Annotated in this window: 24 protein-coding genes and 2 pseudogenes; 11 read left to right on the top strand and 15 right to left on the bottom strand. The window is 47.5% G+C overall.

Annotated features, from left to right (window positions below; translation table 11 throughout):
* Window positions 1-13: 13 nt before the first annotated feature.
* The 5 genes from flaG to G7083_RS02280 all read right to left on the bottom strand — a co-directional run bounded on the left by flaG (window position 14) and on the right by G7083_RS02280 (window position 4873).
* Window positions 14-472: a flagellar protein FlaG gene (gene flaG / locus G7083_RS02260; RefSeq protein WP_166013394.1), complete on the bottom strand. Its 459-nt coding sequence runs from the start codon at window positions 470-472 to the stop codon at window positions 14-16.
* Between the two features lie 72 nt (window positions 473-544).
* Complete coding sequence (locus tag G7083_RS02265; protein ID WP_166013395.1) at window positions 545-1675, bottom strand: flagellin; 1131 nt, start codon at window positions 1673-1675, stop codon at window positions 545-547.
* A gap of 235 nt (window positions 1676-1910) precedes the next feature.
* Entirely contained in the window at window positions 1911-3044 is a 1134-nt protein-coding gene (locus tag G7083_RS02270) for a flagellin (RefSeq protein WP_166013396.1), read from the bottom strand.
* A 389-nt stretch (window positions 3045-3433) separates the two neighbouring features.
* On the bottom strand, window positions 3434-4342 hold the full coding sequence (locus G7083_RS02275; RefSeq protein WP_166013397.1) for a Dyp-type peroxidase: 909 nt from the start codon (window positions 4340-4342) through the stop codon (window positions 3434-3436).
* A gap of 66 nt (window positions 4343-4408) precedes the next feature.
* Window positions 4409-4873 (bottom strand): DUF2919 domain-containing protein, encoded by a 465-nt coding sequence (locus G7083_RS02280; RefSeq protein WP_166013398.1) that lies wholly within the window; start codon window positions 4871-4873, stop codon window positions 4409-4411.
* Window positions 4874-5015: 142 nt separating this feature from the next.
* Here G7083_RS02280 and G7083_RS02285 point away from each other — a divergent pair, with 142 nt between their 5' ends.
* On the top strand, window positions 5016-5387 hold the full coding sequence (locus G7083_RS02285; RefSeq protein WP_166013399.1) for a DUF2956 domain-containing protein: 372 nt from the start codon (window positions 5016-5018) through the stop codon (window positions 5385-5387).
* Entirely contained in the window at window positions 5384-5734 is a 351-nt protein-coding gene (locus G7083_RS02290; protein WP_166013400.1) for a DUF4156 domain-containing protein, read from the top strand. Before G7083_RS02285 ends, G7083_RS02290 begins: the two co-directional genes overlap by 4 nt.
* Before the next feature lie 109 nt (window positions 5735-5843).
* Here G7083_RS02290 and G7083_RS02295 read toward each other — a convergent pair whose 3' ends face one another.
* The gene (locus G7083_RS02295; protein WP_166013401.1) at window positions 5844-6131 is read right to left on the bottom strand and encodes a helix-turn-helix domain-containing protein; all 288 of its coding nucleotides are present in this window, start codon (window positions 6129-6131) and stop codon (window positions 5844-5846) included.
* A gap of 250 nt (window positions 6132-6381) precedes the next feature.
* Here G7083_RS02295 and G7083_RS02300 point away from each other — a divergent pair, with 250 nt between their 5' ends.
* The 4 genes and pseudogenes from G7083_RS02300 to G7083_RS15055 all read left to right on the top strand — a co-directional run.
* On the top strand, window positions 6382-6729 hold the full coding sequence (locus G7083_RS02300) for an ArsC family reductase (protein WP_166013402.1): 348 nt from the start codon (window positions 6382-6384) through the stop codon (window positions 6727-6729).
* 17 nt (window positions 6730-6746) lie between these two features.
* Window positions 6747-7879 (top strand): annotated as a pseudogene (gene dapE, locus G7083_RS02305) (succinyl-diaminopimelate desuccinylase).
* Between the two features lie 2 nt (window positions 7880-7881).
* Window positions 7882-8556 carry a M15 family metallopeptidase gene (locus G7083_RS02310; RefSeq protein WP_166013403.1) on the top strand — a complete coding sequence of 225 codons (675 nt, stop codon included), beginning with the start codon at window positions 7882-7884 and terminating at the stop codon, window positions 8554-8556.
* Window position 8557: 1 nt separating this feature from the next.
* Window positions 8558-8719: pseudogene (locus G7083_RS15055) on the top strand (DUF2897 family protein); the annotation flags it as partial.
* A 321-nt stretch (window positions 8720-9040) separates the two neighbouring features.
* On the opposite strand, the gene bamC reads toward G7083_RS15055, so the two are convergent.
* Together bamC and dapA are read right to left on the bottom strand one after the other, a co-directional pair.
* Window positions 9041-10060 (bottom strand): outer membrane protein assembly factor BamC, encoded by a 1020-nt coding sequence (gene bamC / locus G7083_RS02320; protein ID WP_166013405.1) that lies wholly within the window; start codon window positions 10058-10060, stop codon window positions 9041-9043.
* 58 nt (window positions 10061-10118) lie between these two features.
* Window positions 10119-10997, bottom strand: coding sequence for a 4-hydroxy-tetrahydrodipicolinate synthase (gene dapA, locus G7083_RS02325; RefSeq protein WP_166013406.1), 879 nt, complete (start codon window positions 10995-10997; stop codon window positions 10119-10121).
* Between the two features lie 278 nt (window positions 10998-11275).
* Here dapA and G7083_RS02330 point away from each other — a divergent pair, with 278 nt between their 5' ends.
* Together G7083_RS02330 and bcp are read left to right on the top strand one after the other, a co-directional pair.
* On the top strand, window positions 11276-11818 hold the full coding sequence (locus G7083_RS02330) for a glycine cleavage system protein R (protein ID WP_166013407.1): 543 nt from the start codon (window positions 11276-11278) through the stop codon (window positions 11816-11818).
* Window positions 11819-11832: 14 nt separating this feature from the next.
* The gene (bcp, locus tag G7083_RS02335) at window positions 11833-12300 is read left to right on the top strand and encodes a thioredoxin-dependent thiol peroxidase (RefSeq protein ID WP_166013408.1); all 468 of its coding nucleotides are present in this window, start codon (window positions 11833-11835) and stop codon (window positions 12298-12300) included.
* Between the two features lie 96 nt (window positions 12301-12396).
* Here the strand turns inward: bcp and G7083_RS02340 are convergent, their stop codons facing one another.
* The 3 genes from G7083_RS02340 to G7083_RS02350 all read right to left on the bottom strand — a co-directional run bounded on the left by G7083_RS02340 (window position 12397) and on the right by G7083_RS02350 (window position 15743).
* Window positions 12397-14268, bottom strand: a complete 1872-nt coding sequence (locus G7083_RS02340) for a methyl-accepting chemotaxis protein (protein WP_166013409.1) — start codon at window positions 14266-14268, stop codon at window positions 12397-12399.
* Between the two features lie 175 nt (window positions 14269-14443).
* Complete coding sequence (locus tag G7083_RS02345; protein ID WP_166013410.1) at window positions 14444-15514, bottom strand: AI-2E family transporter; 1071 nt, start codon at window positions 15512-15514, stop codon at window positions 14444-14446.
* A complete protein-coding gene (locus G7083_RS02350; RefSeq protein ID WP_166013411.1) occupies window positions 15507-15743 on the bottom strand; it encodes a sulfurtransferase TusA family protein in 237 nt (78 codons plus the stop codon). The genes G7083_RS02345 and G7083_RS02350 overlap by 8 nt, the downstream gene beginning before the upstream one ends.
* A gap of 182 nt (window positions 15744-15925) precedes the next feature.
* Here G7083_RS02350 and G7083_RS02355 point away from each other — a divergent pair, with 182 nt between their 5' ends.
* The gene (locus G7083_RS02355) at window positions 15926-17380 is read left to right on the top strand and encodes a M48 family metallopeptidase (protein WP_166013412.1); all 1455 of its coding nucleotides are present in this window, start codon (window positions 15926-15928) and stop codon (window positions 17378-17380) included.
* Window positions 17381-17402: 22 nt separating this feature from the next.
* A complete protein-coding gene (gene arsC, locus G7083_RS02360) occupies window positions 17403-17753 on the top strand; it encodes an arsenate reductase (glutaredoxin) (RefSeq protein ID WP_166013413.1) in 351 nt (116 codons plus the stop codon).
* A gap of 202 nt (window positions 17754-17955) precedes the next feature.
* Here arsC and G7083_RS02365 read toward each other — a convergent pair whose 3' ends face one another.
* Window positions 17956-19095, bottom strand: a complete 1140-nt coding sequence (locus tag G7083_RS02365; RefSeq protein ID WP_166013414.1) for a DUF2066 domain-containing protein — start codon at window positions 19093-19095, stop codon at window positions 17956-17958.
* A gap of 221 nt (window positions 19096-19316) precedes the next feature.
* Here G7083_RS02365 and G7083_RS02370 point away from each other — a divergent pair, with 221 nt between their 5' ends.
* Window positions 19317-20570 carry a uracil-xanthine permease family protein gene (locus G7083_RS02370; protein ID WP_166013415.1) on the top strand — a complete coding sequence of 418 codons (1254 nt, stop codon included), beginning with the start codon at window positions 19317-19319 and terminating at the stop codon, window positions 20568-20570.
* An 89-nt stretch (window positions 20571-20659) separates the two neighbouring features.
* On the opposite strand, the gene ybaK is transcribed toward G7083_RS02370, so the two are convergent.
* The 3 genes from ybaK to kdsA all read right to left on the bottom strand — a co-directional run bounded on the left by ybaK (window position 20660) and on the right by kdsA (window position 24091).
* Window positions 20660-21142: a Cys-tRNA(Pro) deacylase gene (gene ybaK / locus G7083_RS02375; protein ID WP_166013416.1), complete on the bottom strand. Its 483-nt coding sequence runs from the start codon at window positions 21140-21142 to the stop codon at window positions 20660-20662.
* Between the two features lie 136 nt (window positions 21143-21278).
* Window positions 21279-22940 carry a bifunctional UDP-sugar hydrolase/5'-nucleotidase UshA gene (gene ushA, locus G7083_RS02380; protein ID WP_166013417.1) on the bottom strand — a complete coding sequence of 554 codons (1662 nt, stop codon included), beginning with the start codon at window positions 22938-22940 and terminating at the stop codon, window positions 21279-21281.
* Between the two features lie 299 nt (window positions 22941-23239).
* Entirely contained in the window at window positions 23240-24091 is an 852-nt protein-coding gene (kdsA, locus tag G7083_RS02385) for a 3-deoxy-8-phosphooctulonate synthase (RefSeq protein WP_166013418.1), read from the bottom strand.
* Between the last annotated feature and the right edge of the window lie 7 nt (window positions 24092-24098).

The following is a 24098-nucleotide window of genomic DNA, read 5'->3' on the forward strand; positions in this document are numbered from 1 at the left end:
CCTCAAAACCGTGTTACACCTTCGCCATCAATAAGCCAGATCGATGATCTTGCTCACGGGCGAGGCGACGCAATACTTCCAACATCTCTTCTTCAGGGATTTGACGAATGATATCACCCGTCGAAGCTTCGTAGATGGTAACCACCTCGCGTCCGGACTCTTGATCCAATCTGAAAGACAGGCTTTTATTAATGGATTTCACAAAATCATTCATTTGATCCACTACTTTGGCAAGTTGCTCCTCATCGAGACGCTGGCGCTGCTTTGCTTGCTGCCTTGCTTCAACCGATGCTTGCTGTTTTGCCTTGACCTGCTCAGAAAAATGTTCAGATGGTTTATCTGTACGCGAAACCGAACGGTTATTCTCCCCTGAAAACGAAACACGAGTTGCATTATCGATTTCTGAAGCAATTTTAGTGCCACTTTGCAAAGCGTAAGGCTGAATGGTCGATGTGTAGGATGGTATTTCCATAGCACTCTCCTTTCTACCTTATCAGTCACGGTTCATCGCCCGTGACTGACTCGCTTGAGCCCTTTAACGGGTTTACCCAAGTAAACTTAGAGCAGCAGATGGCGACTGTTTAGCTTGTGCCAGCACTGACATACTGGCTTGTTGCAAGATTTGTGATTTGGTCATCGCCGTGGTTTCACGGGCATAATCGGTATCACGGATCCGGCTACGCGAGGCGTTAACATTCTCGTTAACGTTCTCTAAGTTGCTAATTGCATGACTAAAACGATTTTGGAATGCCCCTAATGAAGCACGTTGGCTATCCACCGCCTTCAACGCACCATCCAATACGGCTACCGCTTCTTGCGAACCAGCCACGGTGGAAACGTTGATCTTAGCCACTGTGACATCACGGCCAGCCGCAAAATCAATTTCTGCGCCAAGTCCGCCGCCAATCGTCACTTCACCCGCCACTTTTTGTGATGAAGCAAACAGCTGTAACTTACCACCTTCACCGACTGACGCTTTTACATCATCAGATTGGCCATTGATATAAGTTGCCAGCTCTTCTAAGTCATCACCTTGTTTGGCATTAATGGTCACCTCACGTGCTTCACCTTGCTTATCGGTGTAGCTCAAGGTTAAATCGGTTGCTGCATCAACTCGCCAATCGGCCGCTTTACCCTCTTGCGCCACATAGCTTTTGCCACCCATCGCTTCGGTATCTGAACGCATATTGCCCATGCTCAGCATCACCGCCTCACCGGAATCAGCACCGATTTGGAATGATTTGCTGCCAAATGAACCGTTCAGCAGTCGATTGCCACCGAACGAAGTGGTTTCAGCAATTCGATTTAATTCATCATTCAACGCCGACACCTCTTCCTGAATCGCGGTGCGTTCCGAAGAAGAGTTGGAACCATTGGATGATTGCAGCGCCAGATCGCGCATCCGTTGCAAGATATTGGTGGTTTCGTTCATCGCCCCTTCCGCAGTTTGGGCGATAGAAATACCATCGTTGGCGTTTTTCACCGCCATATCCAAGCCACGACTTTGCGATGTCAAACGGTTAGAAATTTGCAGGCCGGCAGCATCGTCGCGGGCACTGTTAATTTGGTAGCCAGACGACAAACGCTCCATTGATTTTTGCATACCATCAACCGCACCATTTAAATAGCGCTGCGCGGTCATCGCTGACACGTTGGTGTTCACATTAATTGCCATATTGATCTCCTTAGGCGAATAAGTTGGTAAACCTCGGTGTCTCTCACCTCACGTCGGTTTACCCCATTTCTCTCGTCTCTTGTAACGGCGAGAAATTCGTATCCTTTAGAAAAATCTTCGGCTTTTTTCAGAAAAAATAAAATAACCAGCTTTTTTGTGAAATCAGATCTGAGTTAATGAAATTTAATGCAAAAAAAATCCAGCCGCAGCTGGATTTTGTGATTTAGAGGGGGAATTAACCCAGCAGGCTCAGTGCCGCATTTGGTGCTTGTTTGGCCTGGGCCAAGATTGAGCTTGACGCTTGTGACAGAATTTGTGATTTGGTTAGCGCTGTGGTCTCTTTCGCAAAATCAGTGTCTTTGATACGGCTCTTCGATGCATTAACGTTTTCGTTAATGTTATCCAAGTTGCTGATCGCATGACTGAAACGGTTTTGGAATGCACCAAGCTCTGCACGGTGGCTATCAACATACTTCAGTGCCGAGTCAATAATTGCCACTGACTGTTGTGCACCACCAACGGTGGTCACATCAATGGTATCAACGGTTTCAGCAGTACCCGCTTGCATATTCAGCTCAGTAGCTAAACCACCAGAGAAAGCCACATCACCGCTCACTTTATTGTTGCCAGCAAAGATCTGCAATTGACCATTTTCGTTAACTGATGCTTTTACTAAGTCAGTTTGACCATTGATGTAAGTTGCCACTTCTTCAATGTCATCACCCTCTTTAGCATTGATGGTGATGGCTTGATCATTACCATCGACATCTTTTAGTGTGAAAGTGATATCGTTAGCACCCGCTTCAACTTTCCAATTTTTGTCTTTTTCTGCCGTTGCAACGTAGCCAGTACCACCCATTGAAGTATTATCGCTACGCATGTCTTTCAGGGTCAGCATCACAGCTTCGCCATTATCCGCACCAATTTGGAACGATTTGGTTGAGAAAGTACCATTAAGCAGTTTATTACCACCAAATGAGGTGGTTTCAGCGACACGATTCAGTTCATCGTTTAGTGCTGTGATCTCTTCTTGAATCGCCACACGCTCAGACTTTGAGTTTGAACCATTGGCTGATTGCAGTGACAAATCACGCATACGTTGCAGAATATTGGTGGTTTCATTCATCGCACCTTCTGCTGTTTGCGCAATGGAAATACCATCATTGGCGTTACGTACCGCCACATCTAGACCGCGACTTTGAACATTCAAACGGTTAGAGATTTGCAGACCAGCCGCATCATCTTTAGCACTGTTGATTTTAAAGCCTGAAGATAGACGCTCCATCGATGTTTGTTGTGCGCTCGTTGCACTGTTCAAATAACGTTGAGCGGTCATTGCTGAGACGTTGGTATTTACATTTACTGCCATGGTGATTTCTCCAATTGATTTTCCGATGGATCCGGTTTCCGACGTCTCGGAAAACCAAAGTAGTTCTCTTAAAGTTACCTTTTATAACGGCGTGATTTTTGAATCCTTTAGTAAAATTTTTCAATTTTTTTAGAAAAAAGTCTGTTTGGCGATAAGTCGCTCATCAAACACATAAAATGCACAAAAAACGCATTTTATGACTCAAGATTTTTATCCGGTGGACGAAGGGCTTGCTAACCGTAAATTACGCCACCGATCCCCAGCCTCTTAGCTAGAATGGATTTCATCACTTACCAATGAAGTTATCGGGCAAGGGCGCGGGTTCTTTAATAAAAAAAACCGAGCACAGGGCTCGGCTTTAACCAATTCGCTAAGCGATGTCGCCTAATTTACGACTGCTTTAAGGTCAGCGCTTGCAGCATAGCTGACGAGGGAGCAAACAAATACGCACCGGTCACGGCTTTGGTGAAACGCAGTAGTTGGTCGGTTTTGCCATCGGTAACACCATACATACTTTCCAGCATGGTGTGCAAATTATGCAACGTATGACAATAAGCCATAAACAGTAAGCCATGCTCACCACTGACGCTGCCATAAGGCAAACTGTGGCGAACAATTTTGAGCCCTTTGCCTTGCTGTTTAATATCGACACGGCCGACATGCGAAGCGGCAGGAACCTGCTCAAGCTCGACCGAATCGGCCTTAGTTCGACCAATCACTTTTTCCTGTGCCGCTAAGTTAAGTCGGTTCCACGCCGGCAAATTATGCACAAAACGTTGTACTAGCACATAACTGCCGCCAGCAAATTCTCCCTCAGCCACCAACGCAACTTGTGCACGTTGCTCGGCTTGTGGATTTTCGGTGCCATCGATAAAGCCCGTCATGTCTCGCGCATCTAAATAGCGAAAACCGTAGGTTTCATCAATGATTTCAATATGCTCAGCGATTTCGCTGATCCCTTTGCGTAGCGCGAAGAACAATAAATCGTGACGGGTTGAGTGGCAGTGGATCAGTACATCAACCTCGCTACTTGGCGCATGTATTTCGCCTGTGCCCAATTCAGGAAAAGTGATCAATTCTGGCGGTGGCGCGAGCTCAAAGTGCTGCCAGAACGATTGGCTAAACGCAATCGATATGGCCAATTCAGCGCCCGGTTGTTGCTGATTGATCTCGGCCACTAACTGTGGCAACGCCTGTAGCGCCGATAAAACCTGAGCAACATTTTGCCGAACTTTGATCAGGGTATACAACGCAAATGGGCCAGCTTCAGGCAAAATTGCGGTCTGTGACTTAAACATAATGAGTCCTTCTTTTTTTGGTATTGCGCAGTGTAATCCAATGTAACATCAAGGCGTTGACGGCGATCACACCTTATCCAATTTCGAAATGGCTAAGCTATCTGCGACCTGGCGGCTGCGTAGCAAATAGATGCCAAACCACAGTAGCAGCAATAAAGTCAGGGCATTAGCCCAATGGAAAGCGCCTTGCTGTAAATAAACCTGCCAAGCGGCTTGCACAAATTGGCCGACGACGACCAATAAAGTGATCAAGCGGCCTTGGGCGATGATTTGATTAATTCGTGGCCGCTGCACATGACGCAGGGTGATTAACCACATCAAACCCAACACCGGTGAGCTCATCGCCAGCCCGATGTACAACAATGCGTGGTCAGAATAAACCCGCTCTAGTAAGCGTGAACCATGCTCACGACTAACCCCGGCCATCACTAAGATAACCCAAGCTCGATTTAGCCACAGCCATCCTAACCATAACCACAATGGGGCTTTTAAAAAACCTTGACTATCATACTGTTCTATCGAATAACGCACAGTAATCTCTAGTGATTCAACACAAGTTTGCCACTCTAGCGCAATAGATTAAAATGACCACTGCTAATTGTGCTAACGCGTCATTTTTTACTGAGCTAGCACGTGCTAGTCTTAAGCCCATGCTTTTTAATTTGAGTTAATCATGAAAAACCACAGCCCGCTTCCCTCACCACAAACCCAACAAGAAGCGCTGAAAATCAGCAAAGCGACTCAGCGCCCGGGTCAAACCAAAGAGCAAACGAAGCTTATTGCGCAGGGGATCGAAAAAGGAATTGCACTGTATAAAAAGCAGCACAAAGAGAAGCAGCGCCAAGCCGATAAGGCGCGTAAAAAAGCACTGAATGCCAAAACCAGCCACATCAATACCACACAAACCTCATCCTTGATGAGCGAATTGCCTTTACCTCCTGCACAGAATCATTGGTTTAACAATGCGCGCTTAGCATGGACACTGCTCGCCTTCAGTTGGTTGATTTTTTTTGGCATTTCTATTTTGCAAGGAGTATTTCAATGATACGTGTTGTTATGCTGGGCGTGGCCAGCAGCCTACTGCTGGGATGCAGTTCACCGATGCATACACTGTCTGATGGCGCAGAGCAAATTCAGATCCGTACTGATGCGGGGTTTGATGCCAGTCAATGCCAATGGCTAGGCGATGCAACGGGTAGCGAGGGATTTTGGTTTAACGCTTGGATTTATCCCAATCATGTTCTGATCCAAGGGGCGGTCAATCAGTTGAAAAACCAAGCCCTTGCCCATGGTGGTGACACCATCACCATAGATTATTCCAATTATTTTCAAACCTCAGTCACCATGCTCGGTAGCCTCTACCGCTGCCAACCGATCGCTGGTGAGCTGTAGTCCGGTAAATTTAAGCCGCTTAATCAAGCGGCTTAAATTGGATTACTGATGCGCCACGGCCTCGCGGCGATCGATGGGCAAAAACAGAAAACAAGCCAACCATGCTGACTTAAGCACAAAATCCTAAACTAGTGGCAATCGCTTGCTTACGTTGAGTGACCCATTGACTATCAAAAGGGCCCCAGTCAGAAAGTTGATAATAGCCGTCGTTATGCCGACGACCATCTTGCACAAAGTTCAATTCAATCCCTATCCCAGGCATCGCTTTGATCACATCTTGAATAGTACGCCGCGGCCAACCGGTTTTTTCTATCAGTTTGGGGACGTTAGGGCGCTCAATACTTTCCACTAACAGCGCTAAATATAAGCGTCTTGCAAAGACAGGACTCAGTTCCATTGATACCTCCTAAAGTATGCTGTACTCATTATTTCCGTTTTAGCATGCCATGTGTTGCGTTTGATCAATAACTTGCCAATCGATTTGCTAAGCCCGTTATTTTTTCAAGCGTGAAATATTCCCCTCACACTTTTGTCTCTGTAGCCCCTTCCTGTTAGGATTGAATCAACAATAATCAAGGTGGCCAGCAAGCTAAGCTTGACTAAGCCAGCGATTCAGCACTTCAATCAGCACTCATCTAAGGATCAACATGACGACCACGCTGTATGGGATTACTAACTGTGACACGATAAAAAAAGCACGTAACTGGCTAGAACAACAAGGAATTGCCTACCAATTCCATGACTATCGTAAACAAGGGATTGACCGCCAGTTAGTCACTGAGTTTTGTCAGCGACTGGGCTGGCAGCAGGTGCTCAATAAACGCGGCACCACTTTTCGCCAACTCAGTGATGCACAAAAAGCCAGCTTAGATGCCGACAATGTCATCAACCTGTTAGTCGAGTTACCGGCGATGATCAAACGTCCGATTTTACACTATCAAGATCAATATCATCTTGGTTTTAGCGATGCGCAGTACCGCGCACTTTTTGGTTAATACAAGGAATTTCAAGGATGACCGATAGCCCTGTACTGGCTTTAGCCACAGACCTTATCAGCCGCCAATCCATCACCCCTGTCGATGCTGGATGCCAAGCCGTGATGATTGAGCGTTTAAGCGCGCTTGGATTTACGATTGAAAGCATGGTGTTTGCTGATACCACCAATTTTTGGGCACGCCGCGGGACACAAGCGCCATTATTTGTCTTCGCGGGGCATACCGATGTCGTACCAGCAGGTCCAATTGAACAGTGGCACACCCCACCTTTTGTGCCAACGGTGATCGATGGCATGTTGTATGGCCGTGGCGCAGCCGATATGAAAGGCTCACTGGCGTGTATGATTGTTGCGGTTGAACGCTTTATTGCGGAGCACCCCGATCACCAAGGCTCTATCGGCTTTTTGATCACCTCGGATGAGGAAGGCCCTTTCATCAACGGTACCGTGCGAGTAGTAGAAACGCTGCAGGCACGCAATGAATGGATTGATATGTGTATCGTCGGCGAGCCATCCAGTACCGAACAAGTCGGTGATGTGGTCAAAAATGGGCGCCGCGGCTCCATCACTGGCGATTTGAAAGTCAAAGGGACACAAGGCCATGTTGCTTATCCACATCTGGCCAATAACCCGATCCATCATGCGCTACCCGCACTGGCAGAATTGGCGGCTACCGAGTGGGATTCGGGAAATCGCTATTTTCCCCCGACCAGCTTTCAAATCCCCAATTTGCATGCAGGTACTGGGGCTTCCAATGTGATCCCGGGTGAATTTTCAGTGCAGTTTAACTTCCGATTCAGTACCGAGCTGACCGATCATGATATCCAACACCGTGTCCAGCACATTCTCGATCAGCATGGTTTGGATTACGATCTTAACTGGACGCTCAGTGGCCAACCTTTTCTCACTGAAACCGGCGAACTGCTGGCTGCAGTGGTGTCCGCCGTTGAACAGGTGAATCATCAAACGCCGGCTTTACTGACTACCGGGGGACCTCTGATGGACGCTTTATCGCCCAAATGGGCGCTCAAGTGGTCGAACTCGGTCCTGTCAATGCTACCATTCACAAAGTGAACGAATGTGTGCGAGTCGCCGATCTAGAAAAACTGACCGATATGTACCAAAAAATCTTAACCCTGCTTTTGGACTGACTATGACACCAGAGCAATTGACCGGACAAACCGATAGCCATTTAGTCTCGGTGATGATAGGACAAAAAGCCTTTCTTGTTCATTCACAAGTGAGCGCCGATTTGTTGGCGCTCAAGCAAGCGGCGGCGCAAGCTGGCTTTAATCTGTGTATCGCCAGTGGCTTTCGCTCATTTGAACAACAACTGTCGATTTGGGATCAAAAAATGACTGGTCAAAGACCGATCTTAGATCAACAAAGCCAGCCATTGAATGCGAGTGCGATCAGTGAAGCGGACAAAGTGCTCGCCATATTGCGCTGGTCAGCTCTACCGGGGGCTAGCCGTCACCATTGGGGTACCGACTTTGATGTGTATGACCAAGATGCCCTGCCGAGCAATACTCGTTTGTTACTTGAACCATGGGAATATTTAACTGGTCATCAAAGCCAATTTTGGCAATGGTTAACCAGCCACCTCAGCCAATTTGGCTTTTTCTTCCCCTACCAAGATGGGCAAGGTGTGGGTTTTGAGCCATGGCATATCAGCCATCACGCCACAGCTCAGCAATGCTTAAGCGAATTCAGTGAGCCATTATTGCAAGCCCAACTTACCAGCGCAGAGATTGAAGGTAAAACCACCATTCATGCCATGCTGCCAGAGATTTACCTGCGCTTTATCACTAATATTTGTGAGGTATAACATGGAGATACTGTTTAACCCTTGGGTAATTTCGCTGATTGTGATCGCGGTGATGATCGGCAATATTGCCGCGCTCAAATATACCGCCAATATGAAATGGGGGCAGATGGATAAGAAAAGCCAACTCGATCGCCTGAATGAGATCGATCAGCAGCGCTATCCGCCCGCCGCCGCAAAGCGCGCGGTTGATAGCGCTGCTAGCCACCCTGCTCAAACGGCGGATGCAAAGTCCAAGCAGGCCGACCAATCACCAAAGCCACAAGATAAATCATAAAACGCCATCACCTATACCCAAACAACTTGGAATTGCAGGTAAACGGCCGTGAATGAATCCCGATGAGCATAAGCAAACGATGTGATTGAGGTGAAGGAACGTAGCCAACACTGCAGCAGCTTCAAGTAGCAAGGGGATAACACCACAAAGGGATGCCAATGCATCCCTTAATATTATCGATCTGAATCTGGTGTCATCACATTAGGTAGGCTACTGATGATCGACCACCGCGGCCAGCACCGGCACCATATCTTTAAGTAGCGCTTCATTGACCGGTTTACCGCTCGCATCGGTCACGTTAATCGAAGTACGGTTACCTAAATCACCCACTAACAACGTATAAATGCCCGATTTGAGTTCCATCGGCGGTACACCAATTTGTTGCCAAAATGCGTCACCTGGAGGAGTATATTTAGCTTTAACAGTACCTTGTGACTGATTTCGCTCTTCAATGGTAAAGCCCATTTTAGGCAATAAATTCGGTAATCGTGGCCACAGTACATCATACGAAGTACGTGCGATAATCACCGGTAGACCACTGCGATCAGCTCCCATCGTGATAGGAATTTGTTTGACCAACTGTTGAGCTCGGCGCGCAGCTTCCGCTCGGACATCGGCATCATAGCGGGTGGTCACCAAATTGGTCATAAAGGCGTTGTAGCGCTCTTTATTGGTGGTAGTTACCGTTTGTTCCTGACCATTTTCACGCCAATCAATCAGCGAAATGTTAAAGCCATAACGGTTGTTCGCTTCTCGCATTGAGATTAAATAGCGGCTACCAATCGTCACATCTTCATCTTCAGCCACCCATTCAACCCAATCGGTTTCAAGCTGAGTCGGGGTTTGCTGACGCAACGGAATCTCGCGTTGTGCAATCATACCCAGTGCGGTATCCCACACTTTTTGCGCTTCCTCTTTACGCAGCATCCATAAGGTTACTTCGCCATTTTGACGCTCGGCTCGCGCACCGGGGATCAATTCTAATACCTGCTGAGGAGGACGAATATCCACCACATGGCCGACACCACCGTGGAATTCCCCTTCAGGAAGGTCATAATTGGGATAAAACTGTGGCGTGGCACCTTGCGGTAATACCCAAGGCTTCAATTGCGTGGTTTCGAGGTAGTCGAAATCGTTTTTGGCTTGGCGACGCTGGGTTGCGCTGTTGGAGCAGGCAGTTAATACCAAAACAGCCAGTGAACCAACAACTAGCTGGTGAGAAAACTTCATTGAAACTCCTAAAAATGACCGGGGTAATCACTCCCCCGGCATAGTAATCGATAGCATTTTAATAAAGACAGGCTTCAGACAGTGCTTGGGCAATGATTGGGCGAGCAGGTTCAGACAATTCGGTCAAAGGAAGACGCAGATCACCATTTGCAATCAATCCCATCTTATGCGCGGCCCATTTCACAGGGATCGGGCTCGATTCGATAAACAAATTTTTATGCAGCGTCATCAAACGTTGGTTGATGACTTCCGCTTCAGCAAACTTTCCAGCCAAAGCCAAATGCAGCATATTGGCCATATCGGCGGCCGCGATATTATTGGTCACCGAAATGACACCTTGGCCACCCAATTTGACAAACTCAAGACCCGTCGCATCATCACCACTGAGCAACACAAAGCCCTCTTTGCACATGGCACGATGTTTCGCTACTCGAGTCAAATCACCGGTGGCATCTTTCAGTGCCACTATATTTTTGATTTCAGATAAACGAGCCACGGTTTCAGGCTGCATGTCAACAGCAGTACGTCCGGGCACATTGTACAAAATTACAGGAATATCCGTTTCTTGGGCAATCGCGTTATAGTGCAAAAATAAACCTTGCTGAGTCGGCTTATTGTAATAGGGCGTGACACTCAAATAACCGGCGATCCCCGTATTATTCAGCAAGCGGCTGAAGGTCACCGCTTCATGCGTCGCGTTAGCACCTGTGCCAGCAATGATAGGCAGACGACCTTCAGCAAACTCGACCGTTTTTGCTACCACCTTGACGTGCTCTTCAACGGTCAACGTGGCCGATTCACCCGTGGTGCCAACAGAAACAATTGCATCAGTTCCTGCCGCAACATGAAAATCAACCAGTTTTTTCAGGCTGAGATAATCAACCTCACCGCCCGGAGTGAATGGCGTTATTAACGCAACGATACTTCCTGAAAACATGTCTATCTCCCTAATCTTATCCTCTCTGCATGGTAATGCATGGGGCTAAAAAAATACAAGCGGAGAAATGGGCTTAAATCATCATGTCGATCAATATTGCTAAGATGCCCCCAATAAAGCCACGCTATGACAGTGATGGCCTGTTTGGTGGCCCGTTTATCTGAGCCGCCAAGTGCGATAATTTCTCGCTTAAGCACGCAGAAAAACCGATTGGATCACGCTTTTTCTCTGGTTTAACTGTGTTAACATGCCGAGAAAATCATCTCAACAGTGACAATATGACTCAGCATCTTGTGATCACCGCTGTCGGCACCGACCGCCCCGGTATTTGTAATGAAGTGGTTCGGCTGGTTACCCAAGCCGGTTGTAATATCATCGACAGTCGTATCGCTCTATTTGGTAAAGAATTTACCCTATTGATGTTAATCTCTGGAGCGCCAAGCACGATTACGCGAGTCGAAACCACACTGCCGGTGCTTGGTCAGCAACACGATTTGATCACAATGACCAAACGCACTTCTCCGCATGATCAGCAAAATCATGCTTATACTGTGGAAGTGTATGTGGAATCGGATGACCGGTTGGGCCTCACGGAGCAATTCACGCAATTTTTTGCCCAGCGCCAAATTGGTATGGCATCGCTCAGCGCGCAAACCATCAACAAAACCAAGCTGGGTAGACAGCAAGATCAGTTCCATATCGCGCTCAGCGCTCGCGTCGACTCAGGCTGCAATCTGATGCAACTGCAAGAAGAATTTGCGGACCTGTGCCGCAAACTCAACGTGCAAGGCTCGCTCAACTTTATAAAAAACAGTCAGTAATCAAAGGAATAACTATGAATATGCTCACGATTGGTACCCCAGCTCCGATGTTTTGTTTACCCGATCAACATGGTCAACCCGTCTCATTGACTGATTTTGCCGGAAAAAAAGTGTTGCTGTATTTTTACCCAAGAGCGATGACACCTGGCTGTACCGTACAAGCCCAAGGCTTACGTGATATTCAAGCCGAACTACAAGCTCATCACGTGGTGGTACTCGGTATCAGTATCGACCCGGTACCACGGCTGGCAAAATTTATCGAACGCGATCAACTCAACTTCACACTCTTATCTGATCAAGATCATCACGTGGCTGAGCAGTTTGGCGTGTGGGGTGAGAAAAAATTCATGGGCAAATTATTTGATGGATTACATCGCGTCAGTTTTTTGATCGACCAGCAAGGCCTGATTGAACAAGTGTTTGATAAATTCAAAACCACCAATCACCATCAAGTGGTACTCGATTATCTCAATCAAGCCTAATCTTCAGTGCCTGATTCACTTAGCACAGCTTGGATATATTTAAGGCCAGTCAATGACTGGCCTTATACTATGCAAAATACACCGTTGTGGTCGAAACTAGACAATAAACTTATTCAGTAAACGGTCTTGCTCACGCACATTTTCGGTCTGAACTTCCATCGCAATACTTGAAGCCGCCGCCGCATCCGCAACTTTGGTCGATAAATCTTTAATTTTCACAGTATTACTATCGATCTCTTCCGCTACCAGACTTTGCTCTTCTGCCGCCGAGGCGATTTGCATATTCATATCGCTGATACGCTGAATCGCACTACGAATATTTTGCAATGACTGGTTAGCATGTTGCGCTTTCTGCACTGCATCATCAGCAGTGTATTTACTTTCATTCATCGCCACGGAAACGGCATTGGCACCTGATTGTAACTGCTCAATCATATGTCGAATTTCAGTGGTCGATTGCTGGGTACGCTGCGCCAGGGTACGAACTTCATCGGCCACCACCGCAAAACCACGCCCAGACTCTCCGGCACGCGCCGCTTCAATTGCCGCATTGAGCGCCAATAAGTTAGTTTGATCGGCGATATCGTTAATCACTTTTAAAATGGTTTCGATATTGCTCGTCGCGACTTCCAGCCCTTTAACTTCTTCCACGGCTTGTTCAATCCGTGCGGACAAGGTATCAATTGAACGAGTAGTCTCGCCTACCACTTGACTGCCCTCTAGCGAAGCTTGATCTGCTTCATTAGCCGCAGTGGCAGCACCTTGTGCATTATTGGCCACTTCAGTAGCAGTCACCACCATCTCATGCATGGCAGTGGCTAACTGCTCTAATTCTTGCAACTGTTGAGTTACCGCATGGGCCGACTCCTGAGCACCCGCCACGGTTTGTTCGGTACCGTGCATAATTTCAACCCCAAGCGCTTTGAGTTGCTGAATCTGCCCCTGCAAGTTTTCGGTAAAGGTATTGAAACCACTGGCCAGTTGAGCAAACTCTTGATCGGTATCGGTATCTAGACGATGGGTTAAATCAGCGTGACCAGAGGCCACATCCTGAATAGCGGTGTTTAACACACCAAGCGGCTTCATCAAGATTTTGATCAACATTCCAAGCCCCAACACACTCAATAGCACACCAATTACCGTGTAAATGATCGAGCTATTACGCAGTTCAGTTAGTGCAGAAAACGCTATCGATTCATCAATTACGGCACCGATATACCAGTTCTCTTCCGGCACCAGTGTAAAACTCACTAGGTATGTTTTGCCATCATGCTTGATCGTCTGAGTGCCTGCTTGAATTTTAACGCCAGGTAGATAACGATTGAGCGACTGACCATTAAAATCGGCTTGTGGGTGAGCAATGGTGGTACCATTTGGGGTAACAATAAACAGATAGCCCGCATCAAACAGATTCACCGAATTGACTAAATTCGCCAGCTCAGTTAATTCCACATCAAAGAAGATCGCCCCTTTGAACTGGCGTTGATCAAACAATGGCGCCCCGATTGAGATAATGGTTTGTCGCGTTGTGGCATCCACGTACGGCTCGGTCACCACCAGTTTGCGCTGCTGCTTGGCATCGATATACCATGGCCGCGTGCGTGGCTCATAATCCGTTTCCACTTCCCACGCATCATCATTTTCAACTATCGCCCCATCGTTGTCATACCCCACTCCAACAGTAATATAGCTCTGTTTAAGTTTTGGGGTCTCTAACACTTGACGCACATATTCACGGTTATCCACATCGAGAGCGACCACTTCGCTGGTGGTCTGTGCTAAGGTTTTTTTGCTGTTCATATCGGCTTCAATGGTGTTTTTCACGCCATTCACCAGCTCGATTAAACTGGTGTTAACGAAAGACTCCACCTGACTGCGCACTGTAATCTGTTGTTGAAAAGAGAGCAAAGAGAGCACAATCAACAACAACAACGAGGACGCTGCAACAATTTTATAGCTAAATTTCATACCAACTCCGTATGTAGCGAACCTAGGTAACAACAAAAAATAAAACGTATATGCTATATCGTCACTTACCAGTATAACTTTAACTTTTTCTTGCCACTAGCTGCGATCACATCGGATGCAAAAAGCCTCACATAAGTGAGGCTTAACAACGCATAATTTGGCTTTAGTGCTTCCGTTACGAGTTAAGTTCGTGATCATCATCAACACTGGGTAACGCTTTCCATACCGCTTTGACCAGAGTGGCTAATGGAATAGCAAAAAACACCCCCCAAAAGCCCCATAATCCACCAAACACTAACACCGCCACAATAATTGCTACTGGGTGCAGATTAACGGCTTCGGAAAAGAGCACTGGTACTAATACGTTGCCATCCAACACTTGGATGATGCTGTAAGCAATCAGCAGAGTATAAAAAGGTGGCGTCAGTCCCCATTGAAACAAAGCCACAATCGCCACCGGTACCGTTACCGCCGCCGCACCGATATAAGGAATTAATACCGAAAGTCCAACCGCGACCGCCAGCAGCACGGCGTAGCGTAAATCTAATATCGCGAAAGTGATATAACTGACCGTACCGACGATCACGATTTCCAGCACCTTACCGCGAATATAGTTAGAGATTTGTTGGTTCATCTCCTCCCATACTTTGGTCGCCAGCTTGCGATTACGCGGCAAAATACCGCTCGCCATATGCAACATTTGTTGTTTATCTTTGAGCAAGAAAAACACCAGTAAAGGCACCAAAATCAAATAAACTGCTAGCGTAGCTAAACTGATCAACGAGGCCAGTGAGCCTTTCAACACACTCTCACCCATGCCGAGCACTTTATTTTTCGCATTACTGATCACCGGCTCAATAATTTCCAAATGAGCCAATTCAGGAAAGCGTTCGGGTAAACTGGTGATGAACTGCTGAGTACCGTTGTACATATTCGGTACATCATTAATTAAGTTGCCGACCTGCTTCCAAATCGTCGGTGCTAAACCAAACAGCGCCAGAATCATCAAGCCAGTAAACACGGTGATCACCAAAATCACCGCCAGCGTGCGCGGAATACGTAAGCGATGCAGTTGATGGACCGGCCACTCCAACAAATAAGCCAGCACAATCGCCACCAACAAAGGGGCAATCAAATGTCCGAAAAAATAGATGGTAATAAAGCCAAACAGCAAAATCGCAACTAAACTGGCCGCGTGTGGATCAGAGAAACGTCGTTTATACCAACGACTGATCATTTCAAACATTCGAGCAACTCTCCTGGCTAACCATCAGCGAATCATACTCGCGATGTGGGGTACGCTGGCAGTGAACAGGCAACTGAGCCATATATTGTTCAATATCGTGTAATGAGGCGGGATCGGCAATCAAAATAGTTAATGATTGATTGGGCAAGAGTGCCGCGGTGGCTCGCTTGGCTAGCAACAAAGCTATCGGGCAACGTTGCTGACGCAAATCGACAAGAATCGGTTCCATTCTGGCGCTTAATCCTTAATATAGGTGACACATTGTATCGGCTTTCGTTCAGGGTTACATCTATTGCCGTTGATAGCTAACAGATTTTAACAGGAAATTCACGGCACTAGCGCCGGATCTCGCAACCAATTGGCATCCATTATGTCTTACTGGCAAATACATTCGGAGTATGCACCGCTATCATGAAATTGTTCCCGACCCGCACCCTATTATGCTTGTGCATTGCCGCTCATTCATGCTTTACCTTGGCTCAAACAGAAAGCATCGAATTGCCGGATATCGGCACTGTCGCCGGAGCAACCTTAACCATAGATCAAGAGCTGATTTATGGTGATGCCTATATGCGCATGCTGCGTAATAGCCAGCCGGTGATTAATGATCCGGTACTTAATCAATACATCGATAATTTAGGCCACCGTTTGGTCGCCAATGCCAATGATGTGAAAACGCCATTTACATTTTTTATGATCCGCGATCGCAATATCAACGCCTTTGCCTTCTTTGGCGGATATGTCGCGCTGCATTCAGGGCTGTTTTTACATGCCCAGAGTGAAAGTGAACTCGCCTCGGTAATGGCGCACGAAATCGCTCACGTAACACAACGTCATTTGGCGCGCAGTATGGAAGAACAAGCACGCCGCTCTCCCGCAACCATTGCCGCACTGGCAGGCTCGTTACTATTAGCGATTGCCGCCCCAGAAGTTGGCATTGCCGCCATCAATGCCACCATGGCCGGCAGCATTCAAGGCCAGATTAACTACACGCGCAATAATGAAAAAGAAGCGGATCGATTTGGTATTGCGACCCTAGCCAAAGCGGGATTCGATGCTAATGCAATGCCGCAATTCTTTGGCCGTCTCGCCGATGAATACCGTTATGCCAGTAAACCACCGCCAATGCTGCTCACTCACCCACTACCCGAAGATCGCATCACCGATAGTCGGGAACGTGCACGGCAATATCCACCACTTCGTTGGACTCCGGATCTCGACTATCAGTTAGCGCGTGCGCGGATCATCGCCCGTTATGCCGGAATTGATGCCGATGCCGCTTTAGATTGGTTTGCTCGTAATGAGAAAAAAATCAACCCAAACCTGCAGCCAGCCATTCAATATGGTAAGGCTTTAGTGTATCTCGATTTAAAACAATTCGATCAAGCGGAGCCGCTGCTTAGCCAATTGGTCAGCCAGCAGCCTGACAACCCTTTTTACCTCGATGCGATCAGCGATTTGTATCTTGATACTCAACAAGCGGCCAAAGCGCAAAGTCGATTAGAAACTGCGCTCAAACAAACACCCAACAACCCAGTTTTGACCATAAACTATGCCAATGTACTGCTCAAACAGGATAAGTTTGCCGATGCCATTCGCATCTTGCAGCGCTATAGTCACGACCACCCCAATGATCTTAATGGATGGCAACTCCTGTCAGAGGCCAATAACCGCTTAGGCAATAGTGCGGAAGAGCTTGCCGCACGCGCCGAAATCATGGCACTGCAAGCCAACTGGAACAAAGCCATTCAGTTTTACACTCAGGCCAGTCAACTGGTTGAACTCGGCAGCTTAGCTCAAGCCCGTTATGATGCACGAATAGATCAGTTGATGGTGCAGCGTGAACGCTTTTTATCACTCCAATAATAAAATCCGTTAAGGAGAAAGAATGTCAGTCGTGATTTACCACAATCCGAAATGCTCGAAAAGTCGCGAAACTTTAGCGCTATTAACTCAGCAAGGGATCGCCCCACAAGTGATTGACTATTTACAGCAGGCGCCTTCAATACCAGAACTCAAGCAACTCTACCAGCAGCTAGGCTTGAGTGAAGTCCGTGGCATGATGCGCTGCAAAGACGATTTGTATCACGAGCTCCAGTTAGGTGATCACCAACTAAGTGATGACGCACTGTTTACCGCATTGGCGCAGCACCCAAAACTCCTCGAACGGCCAATTGTGGTATGTCGTGGTCAGGCACGTCTTGGTCGTCCACCCGAGCAAGTGCTGGAAATTCTGTAAATACTCAGCAATAAGCAACGTGGGCGGGCTCCATTTAAAAACGCAAAAAACGCCCCTTTTGACCAACGATGATCTTTTTACCTATGGGCAACCCAAAACGCGGCGCTTAGCCATCGTCATCCGCCAAAATGAGATCAAATTAGCACATAAAAATAGCGCCTTAATTGGGCGCTATTTTATCCATCACATATCGCTAAATGACTTAGCCTTGCCAAGTAAAATACAGCGTCACCGCTTGAGATGATGGCAGCTCAGGCTGCACGGGCAGCGAATCTGCTTGATTGCTCGGCGCCTCGACAGCAATCTCACCAGCGCTATACTCAGCGGGTGATGGAGAGGAGAAATCGGCAGCTGATGTATCGAGCAATACCGCTTGCCCCATTCTGAGCACTTCATTGCTGAACTCTTGTGCACTGGTCAGCAAATGCACTTTAAACGTCACTTGAGCGCCCTGAATATTCAAAATCTCTAATGACGCGACCGAACTTAACCGCTTAAGTTTATTCTCGACCGTAAAGAAATCCGCCCCACTATTGAGCGGGCTAAACTGCGCAAGCACAAACTGAGAAGATTCACTGCTCACTACGACAGCACTTTTACGCGCGTAGTAATCACTGATTTGATCAATCATATCACTGGCAGCTTGCGCGCCGGATGTTTGACCAGTCAAAGGGGCGGTCGGTTGCTGCAGCATCGAACTGGCTGATTGATCAAACAAACTCCAACGTAAATCCGCACCTTGGGCACGTATGACCAATACTGCATCGGTTGGATAGCGCTGACTGGCGACACTGATTGGATTGACAAAACCGCCCCACAAATCCGCCACTTGTACCCCGGTCACATCATCAAAATCACCGACCGGAACGGTCAAAGGTAAGCCACGCGCCCGCGCGCGTGCTTTGATCTGGTTTAGCCATTGAGTATCAGAGTGCTCCCAAGCAATCGTGCGATCATAGTTTGCCTCTTCAACCAGCCAAACTAACAAGTTACTGCGATTTTCGGGCCAAAAAGGCAACTGCGCTTGGGTGAGCAAGGCACGAATATGTGGTGCACTGAATTGTAACCGCATCACAGGCTGTGAGCCCTGCTGCAGAGTGCTGAACTGGGTAATGTACTGATTGCTTTGGCGCAGTGCTTTTTGTACCGCCTCATTGGTCAGAGCCGCTTGACTACCGGTCGCACGTACAATCACCTCTTGCATGGCACGGACACGTGCGGCAGCATCAGCATCGCTTTGTTGCAGATCCAGCACTACTTCGGTTTGATACAAGTTGACTTGAGTGAGTGCGAGGGCGGGAAAGGTCAGCAATCCCAGCATCAACACAACTAAATAGCGCATACTATACCTACATTCTGTTTACTGAATGACGATGATAAGCAACTATCCCTCGTTCAGCAAGGCAGACAGACTAGCGTTCCGTATTTGAATTGGTGCGACGCGATCTAGGTCATTATCCAATAGCAACCAATAATTCTGGCATTTTTTGATCTCACTGCCTCGCAATCGATTGCAGAAATGGTAAACTCTCGCGAATTTTTATTTGCATCAGGGAAAATACGATGAAAAATGCCATCCAAGGCGCGCAAATGCTGTTTGTTGCATTTGGAGCGTTGGTTCTGGTTCCATTGCTGACGGGATTAGATCCCAATGTCGCACTATTCGGTGCCGGTTTCGGAACACTGCTTTTTCAATTCATTACCCGCCGCTCAGTTCCTATCTTCCTCGCCTCCTCATTTGCTTTTATTGCCCCAATCATGTTCGGTATCCAAACTTGGGGGATCCCAGCAACCATGGGTGGCTTGATGGCAGCTGGTGCGGTGTATATCTTCCTCGGTTGTGTCATCAAATTACGTGGCGTTGCCATCATCCATAAACTGCTACCACCAGTGGTGGTTGGCCCTGTCATAATGGTGATTGGTTTAGGGCTGGCGCCGGCAGCGGTCAATATGGCGCTTGGTAAAACGGGAGATGGCGCTCTGCAACTCATCGACCCACAAGCAGCATTGTGGATCTCGTGTCTCTCGCTGCTAGTCACGGTTGTCTTTAGCGTGTTCGCCAAGGGCTTTTTCAAGCTGGTGCCAATCTTGGCTGGCATTATTAGCGGCTATGCGTTGTCACTGGTGATGGGCGTGGTTGATTTTACAGCGGTCGAACAAGCGGCTTGGCTGGCGTTGCCAAACTTTACCTTTCCTGAATTTAACATCAACGCCATTCTATTTATGATCCCAGTCGCGATTGCTCCTGCGGTTGAGCATGTGGGCGATATGTTGGCCATTTCTAACGTGACCAACAAAGATTATCTAAAAAAACCAGGCTTACACCGCACAATTGCTGGTGATGGAGTAGCGACCATGGCCGCGACTATGCTTGGCGCGCCACCAAACACCACCTACAGTGAAGTGACCGGTGCCGTTATGCTAACCCGCGCATTTAATCCGGCGATCATGACTTGGGCAGCCATCACCGCTATTATCCTCGCTCTGGTGGGTAAACTCGGCGCATTACTGCAAACCATTCCAGTGCCGGTGATGGGCGGTATTATGATCTTGCTGTTTGGTTCGATTGCCACGGTAGGTTTGAATACGCTGATCAAAAATCAGGTAGATCTGCACAAATCACGCAATTTAGTGATTGTCGCGGTAACCTTAGTGTTTGGTATCGGCGGCATGGCATTTGGTGTCAGTGATTTCAGCCTACAAGGGGTGAGCTTGTGCGGCATCGTTGCAATTGCGCTCAACCTCATTCTGCCAAAAGACTTAGGTGAAAACCACGTCGTGGACAATGCGCAAATGGAACAACAAGCGCGAGATTAATCTCCCAACGACATTATAATCTCGCAGCATCATTCATCTCGCGATAGTAAAGCAACGGCCTTGATCAAGGCCGTTTTTATTTAGCACGGCTAAATATCCGCTTGGCACAATTCGGCAAACTGACCGCGCGTTAAACGTGCCAAATCTTGGGGAGATAACTCAATTTCTAAGCCGCGTTTACCGGCACTGACACAAATGGTCGCTTGGCATGCTGCGCTCTGGTGAATAAACGTTGGCAATAATTTTTTTTGACCAAGTGGGCTGATCCCACCCACCACATAACCAGTGGTTTTCTCTGCAATATCCGGCTTGGCCATCTCTGCTTTTTTGGCGTGTGCCGCTTTGGCGGCTAATTTTAAATTCAGTTTTAAATCAACCGGAATGATCGCCACCGCGAGATTTTTCTCTTCACCATTAAGGCAAAACAGTAAGGTTTTAAACACTTGTTTAGGATCTTGACCAAGCGCCTGCGCGGCCTCTAAGCCATAACTGGTGTGGTTCGGATCATGTTGGTATTGATGAATGGTATGAGAGATTTTATTTTTCTTGGCAAGATTAATCGCAGGCGTCATAAATCGCGTATCCTCATTGACTCACCCTACTGGTTGGGCAGATAAAGCTCGCTTCCATATTGAAATGGAAAACAAAAAAGCGGTGTTTTACACCGCCTGTCACTAAACGCAATTCAACCCATACAGTCAAATCTTATTAACGATAAACAATTTCACCGGCTGGAGCGAAACGTTTGATGTCAATCGGACTCTGGGCTTCAAGGAAATCTTTCAAGACTTCCGCATCGACAAATCCAGTATTCACATACCCGGGATGATCGGAAATTTTTGGATAACCATCACCGCCTGCCGCATTAAAACTGGGTAGCGTGAAACGATAAGTCTGATCCAACTGCAGCGGTTTACCCGCGATTTGCACATCAGTGACTTTACCGTTGGCCACTGTCAGCGCAATTCCAGCAAACTGAGCATAGGCTCCCGAATCAACCGGCTTAGTCGCCACCACGTTCAGATAATCCAGCACTTCCTGACCATTCATATCCACGTAGCTCACGATGTTGCCAAACGGCTGCACTTTCAACACATCTTTATAAGTGATATCACCAGCGGGGATCGAATCACGCACACCACCCGAGTTCATAATGCCAAAATCCGCTTTGGCACGCTGCATATGGGCAAGTGCAATCATCCGCCCTAAATTAGTTTGCTGAAAGCGCACAACATGTCGATCACCCTCCAACTTACCATTGCTATCGGCAATTTTTACCCCCAGTTGCTGTTGGCCTTTTTCCTGATAAGGGCGCAGAAATTCCAATAGCTCCACATCTTGCTGAATTTCCGTAGTGGCAAATACGTGCTGTGTTTGACCATTAACATCAACTTTATTTTTTAAGTTCACAGGGATCAGATCATAGCTGACCATATTCAGCTCACCATTACGGAACTCATAATCGGCACGGCCCACGAATTTGCCCCATTCGTAAGCTTGTACGATGTAAGTGCCATTTTGGAAATCCGGCTTACATTGATCGCCCGGTTTAAAGTTCTTGGTGATCAGATTCGGCCCTTCCATACACACCGGTTCTTGTGAGTGACCACCAACAATCATATCGAGCTCACCTGCAGGCAGATAACGTGCTAAAGCCACATCACCCGGCGCATTCACTCCATGCTCACCATTTTGGTAGTGCCCCATGTGGGTAACCGCAATGATCAGATCCGGCTTCTCTTTTTTCTTCAGCTCAGCGATCACTTGCTTGGCTTCTGGTTTGGGATCGCGAAAATCGATACCTGTGATAAATTCAGGGTTGCCAATTTTTGCCGTATCTTCCGTGGTCAGCCCGATAACAGCAATCTTGATCCCTTGCTTATCAAAGATATGGTACGGTTCAAATAGGCGCTTGCCGGTGGCTTGGTCATAAATATTGGCTGACAGCATCGGGAAATTGGCCCACTGTTGCTGCTTAAACAGCACTTCGAGTGGGTTATCAAACTCATGATTCCCAAGCGCCATTGCATCGTAACCAATTTTACTCATGCCTTTAAAATCGGGCTCGGCATCTTGCAGATCAGACTCTGGTACGCCAGTGTTGATGTCGCCCCCCGAGAGCAGCAACACACTACCACCCTGCGCTTCAATCTCCGCTCTTAGCTGATCAATCAGTGTTTTGCGAGCGGCCATGCCATATTCACCATATTGATTCTGCCAAAAACGGCCATGATGATCGTTGGTGTGTAAAATGGTCAATCGGTAAGTTTGGTCGGCTTGCCACTGATGTGTTGGCTGAGTGACACACCCGGCCAAAGAAGCGGCGATCGCGACACCGAGTAAAGATTTTAGAATAGGCTTTAATTGCATTGTCATACCTTTGATCGGAAAAAACCACGGCTAAAAAGTGCAGATGAGCAATCGTATCGCCGCGAGCTAACATCCTACACGCGGCGGATCACACGATTAAAACTCGCTTGAGTCTAAAATAACATAAGTAATGCGACAGCTTAATTGCATATTTATGTCGCTCAGATCACTTAAAACCACCAATAGCGGCCTGCAATCGGCTCAGACTACCATCGGACAAAACACGATCGACGAACACCACAATGAAAAAGGCCACCTGTCGGTGGGCTTAAATCGATGCTAGAGCGAAAAATCTCCGCTTAGCGGATATCGATGTTCGCGAAGCTTTTGATCAGATCATCCAGCGCCTTCATTTGCGCTAAGAACGGTTCAAGTTTATCCAGTGGCAGCGCTGATGGACCATCACATCTCGCTTGGTCTGGGTTCGGATGCGCTTCAATAAACAGACCAGCAATGCCCGTTGCTAAACCCGCTTTGGCGAGTTCAACAGTTTGCTGACGACGACCACCGGATGCCGCTCCTGAAGGATCACGCATTTGCAGTGAGTGAGTGACATCGAAAATAATCGGGCTTCCGTTAGATGCTTGTTTCATCACGCCAAACCCAAGCATATCCACGACTAAATTATCATAACCATGGCAAGAACCACGTTCACACAAAATCACCTTGTCATTGCCACATTCGGCAAACTTCTCAACGATGTTGCCGACTTGACCTGGGCTCATAAATTGTGGTTTTTTAACATTGATCACAGCACCGGTTTTAGCCATTGCTTCCACCAGATCGGTCTGACGCGCCAGAAATGCCGGCAATTGGATCACATCCACCACTTCGGAAACGGGTTGAGCTTGCTCTGCGGTATGCACATCGGTAATGATTTTCACCCCAAAAGTTTGCTTCAACTCTTGGAAAATTTTCATGCCTTGCTCAAGACCCGGACCACGATATGAGTGCACTGAACTGCGGTTGGCTTTATCAAATGAGGCTTTGAACACGTAAGGAATGCCCAGTTTTTCAGTCACTTTCACGTAGTATTCACAAATTTGCATCGCCAAATCACGCGATTCCAACACGTTCATGCCCGCAAATAGGGTAAATGGCAGATTATTCGCTACCGGAATATCACCGACATGGACAATTTTGTGTTCCATCTTAATC

The sequence above is a fragment of the Vibrio sp. HDW18 genome, from assembly GCF_011306175.1.
Classification (GTDB): domain Bacteria; phylum Pseudomonadota; class Gammaproteobacteria; order Enterobacterales; family Vibrionaceae; genus Vibrio; species Vibrio chanodichtyis.